The 4166-nt window shown below is 74.4% G+C and carries 3 protein-coding genes; 1 reads left to right on the forward strand and 2 read right to left on the reverse strand.

Features of this window, described 5'->3' with window-relative positions:
• Positions 1-647: carboxypeptidase-like regulatory domain-containing protein (locus I5E_RS19125; protein WP_022908402.1), on the forward strand; the 647-nt coding region annotated here is incomplete at its 5' end.
• An 883-nt stretch (positions 648-1530) separates the two neighbouring features.
• On the opposite strand, the gene I5E_RS19130 is transcribed toward I5E_RS19125, so the two are convergent.
• Positions 1531-2892 carry an MFS transporter gene (locus I5E_RS19130; protein ID WP_022908403.1) on the reverse strand — a complete coding sequence of 454 codons (1362 nt, stop codon included), beginning with the start codon at positions 2890-2892 and terminating at the stop codon, positions 1531-1533.
• 233 nt (positions 2893-3125) lie between these two features.
• On the reverse strand, positions 3126-3827 hold the full coding sequence (locus tag I5E_RS19135; RefSeq protein ID WP_148287056.1) for a hypothetical protein: 702 nt from the start codon (positions 3825-3827) through the stop codon (positions 3126-3128).
• Positions 3828-4166: the final 339 nt, after the last annotated feature.

Below are 4166 nucleotides of genomic sequence, written 5' to 3' on the forward strand. Positions count from 1 at the left end.
ACTCGTTCACGACGGTCGGGGGCACCTACAGGGTCCGGTCGGCACTGCCGACGCCCGACGCGACGGGCGCAGGGACGAGCCCCGCGGTGACGCTGGTCGGCGGGGGCGCCGACCAGACCCGCGATTTCGCCTTCACCACGCCCGCGGCGCCGGTACCGGTCACCACCAGCGCGAGCGGTCGGGTCGTGGACACGAACGGTGCTCCCGTGGCCGGGCGCACTGTGACGGCGACGCCGGACGAGGCAGACTCGGGCGCGCCCGTGACGGCCACGACCGACGCCGGAGGCCGCTACACGCTCGACGGACTCGCCCCGTCGACCGACTACATCGTGTCGGTCACCGGGAGCGACGCGACGATCGGGTTCACGTCCGGTCTCGACGACGCCGACGTGGTGACCGTCGACGACCTCGTCGTGGCAGCCGCCGCGACGCCGACCGCCTCCCCGGTGCCGACCACGAGTCCCGTGCCGACGACCGCGCCGGCCGCCGCGACGGGATCCGGTCCGGCCACGGGTGCCCTCGCGTACACGGGTGCCGACCTGACGCCGGGGCTCATCGCCGCGGGCGTGCTTGTGCTGCTCGGCGGAGGGCTCCTGACGTTCCGCGCGGTGCGCAACCGTCGCCGGACGTCGCACCTGCAGGACTGACCGCACACGCGAGGGGCGGGGCCGGCGCTGCCGGTCCCGCCCCTCGTCGTCTCGTGCGCGGCGCGCCGGCCCGTGCCGTGCCGTGCCGTGCGAGGTTGCTCGCTCGGTGCTGGCTCGTAGCGCCGCACTCAGCTGTCAGCGCCGCACCGGGTGACGGACACCGCACCGTGCGGAGTTGGCCGAGTGCCGCAAGCCCCCGATCAGCCTCACGCCGACGCAGCATTGGGCGCTCGGCACCGTGCCGGATCCGCCAGCCCGTGCGAGGTTGCTCGCTCCGTGCCCGCCTGTAGCCCCGCACCAAGCTGTCAGCGCCGCACCGGGTGACGGACCCCGCACCGTGCGGAACTGGCCGCGTGCCAGACGCCCACCGGCAGGCCTCGTACCGGAGCAGCACCGACGCTCGGCACCGTGCCGGATCCGCCACCCCGTGCGAGGTTGCTCGCTCCGTGCCCGCCTGTAGCCCCGCACCCAGCAGTCAACGCCGCACCAAGTGACCGACACCGCACCGTGCGGAACTGGCCGGGTGCCAGACGCCCGCCGGCCGGCCTCGTATCGGAGCGCCACCGACGCTCGGCACCGTGCCGGATCCGCCACCCCGTGCGAGGTTGCTCGCTCCGTGCCCGCCTGTAGCGCCGCACCCAGCCGTCAACGCCGCACCGACTGACCGACACCGCACCGTGCGGAACTGGCCGGGTGCCAGACGCCCGCCGGCCGGCCTCGTATCGGAGCGCCACCGACGCTCGGCACCGTGCCGGATCCGCCACCCCGTGCGAGGTTGCTCGCTCCGTGCCCGCCTGTAGCGCCGCACCCAGCCGTCAACGCCGCACCGACTGACCGACTCGGCACCGTGCGCCGCGCCGGACGGCCGGCGCGCCTCCGCGCCTCAGCGCCCGCGCCGCGTCGGCACCGAGCCCGTGGCCACCGCGACCGACCCCGTGAGGGTCTGGATGGCCCGTGACACCACCGGCACCGAGGTCGTGACGACCTGGAGCGACGAGGTGATCGCCTCGATGGACGACGTCGACAGGTGCTCCTGGTTGTGCGTGTGCACCGGGAAGCCCCGACGCGCCGCGATCACGACACCGAGGGACCCGACCAGCACGGCGGCGCCGGCGAACGGCATGAACTGCAGGCCGACGACCCCGAGTGCCTGGCCGCCGATGGCCGCACCGCCGGCGATGCCGATGTTCGACGCACCGTTGACGAGGGCGCCCGCGATGTCGGGGGAGACACCGCCGGTCCGGATCGCCGCCGCCATGAACAGCGTGCCCGTGGTGCCGTTGGCGGCCATCCACACGCCGGCGACGACCATGGTGCCGAGCAGCGACCCGTGCACGAACGGCAGCACCGCGAACGCCGCGGCCATCACGGCGACGGCTGCGATGAGGGTCTGCCGCGGTGCCCGGTCGACGAACATCCCGGCGAGCCAGAGCCCGACGACACCCGTGCCGCCGAGGACGAGCAACGCCCCGCTGACCATGTCGGCGTCGAGCCCGGCGTCGATCGCGTAGGGCCCGATGTACGTGTAGACGACGTAGTGCCCGGCGAAGAGCAGCAGGTCGGCGACCACGACGGAGAGCAGGCCGGTGCGAGCCCAGGCCTTCGGTGAGCCGATGTGCGGCGAGGAGGCCCCGCGGACGCTCGGCAGGAACAGGAGCGCGACCACGGCGAGCACCGCTGCGGCGACCGCGACGGCCCCGACAGCCGGGCGCCACCCGATGGACTGCGCGACCCAGGTCGCCACGGGCACGCCGATGACGAAGCCGAGCGAGCTGCCGGAGTACACGAAGGCGATCGCACGACCGGCGAGCCGCGGCGGGACGATGCGCGTGGCGTACGCCGAGGCGACCGAGAAGAACAGCGCGTGGGCGACACCGCCGACGACCCGGCCGGCGCACACGACCGCGAAGGACGGCGCGAGGGCGATCATCACGTTCGACACCGTGTAGCCGACGAGCGTCGCCACGAGGACGGTCTTGCGCGGGAGCCGGGCGGTGAGCGAGGTCAGCGGGAGCGCGAGGATCGCCACCGCGGCGGCGTACACCGTGACGACGATGCCCATGGTCGACTCGGAGACGCCGAGGTCGGCGCTCATGGTGCCGAGCAGCCCGACGGGCATGAGCTCGGTCGTGATCGCGAAGAACGTCGCGAGACCGAGCACGGCGATGCCCACGACGGACTGCGTGGTGACGGTGATCGGCCGCGTGTTCGTCGACACGGCCGAGGTGGTGGTGTGGGTGGACACGCTGCTGACCTCCTCCGGGGAACGGCGGAGCGCGCGTCGGTGTCGACGTGACGACGACCGGACCGGACGGTGCCGGCCGACGATGCGCGCTCGCTGTGGTGTGTGGGTTGTGGGTACGACTCCACGGCGAGTGCGCTCATCCAGTGTTGCACGGTGCGCCGATGAGATGCGAGAGCCTTCGCCGAGAAAGTCCTAGGAGCGCTCCAACGCCTGTGGCGCCCAGGCATTCCCGGTCAGTTCTCGTTCGTCACCGTGCCCTGCACACCGCCGCCCCGGAGGTTCAGCGTCAGCGTTCCGCTCATCGACTGCGCGGACAGCGACACCGACCCGTGCAGCGCGTCCTGGCGCGGGTAGCACGCCGAGGTCGACTCCAACCGGTTCGCCGTCGCGACGAGGCAGATCGTGGAGCGGTCGGTCCCGACGCCCGCCCAGACGCTCCAGGGCGTCTCGAACGAGCCCCCGTCGAGCGCTCGGTTCGTGAAGATGAGCCGGGTCGTCCGGAGCGTCACCGGCGCCTCGACCGGACCGGGCAGCTGGTCCGCGTAGGTCTGCGGCATGTCCAACAGGTCCTCGAGCGTGATGGTCCCGGCGCTCGGCGTGACGCTCGGCGCCGCCGCGGGGTCCGGTCGCGACGTCCCGACGACGGTCCCGGCGGCGAACGCGACACCGAGCGCGGCGGCGACCCCGAGACCGACCCACACACGCGGGCGCGTCGTCCCGATCAGGCGCGTGATCCGTTCGCGTACGGCGCGGGTGTGGTCCTGGAGGCGCGGCGCACCCCCGCCGCCGACGCCCGCCCCCGCCTCGTGGCCGGGCATCGTGCGACCATCCGGACCACCCGTCCCGTCGCCAGGGGTGCCGGTGGCGCCGGTGGCGCCGGTGGCGCCGGCGCCGGCGTCGATGTCGGCCGACACGTCCGCGTCGGCCCGGCGCACCGCCGAAGCGGCTGCGTCCGGCACAGCGCCGACGGCCCCGGGACCGACCGGTGTCACACCGGACGGTCCCGGGGTGGATGCGGACCCCGGAGCCGGAGCCGGAGCTGTGGCACCGGGAGCTCGGGATGCGTCGCCGCCGGCCGCGCCCGCCGCTGCCCCCGACGAACCCGCGAGGGGCCGTGTGCCGCCGGTACCGAGTGAGACCCGAGCCGCGCGTCCGAGGCTGCCGGCGCCCGCGGCACCGGACGGCGCCGACGACGGACCCGCGGCAGACGGCGTGCGACGCGACCGCGTCGTGTACGGTACCGGCGGGGTGACGCCAGCCGCGCCTCCTGGACC

Source organism: Curtobacterium sp. B18 (assembly GCF_000333375.1).
Lineage (GTDB): Bacteria > Actinomycetota > Actinomycetes > Actinomycetales > Microbacteriaceae > Curtobacterium.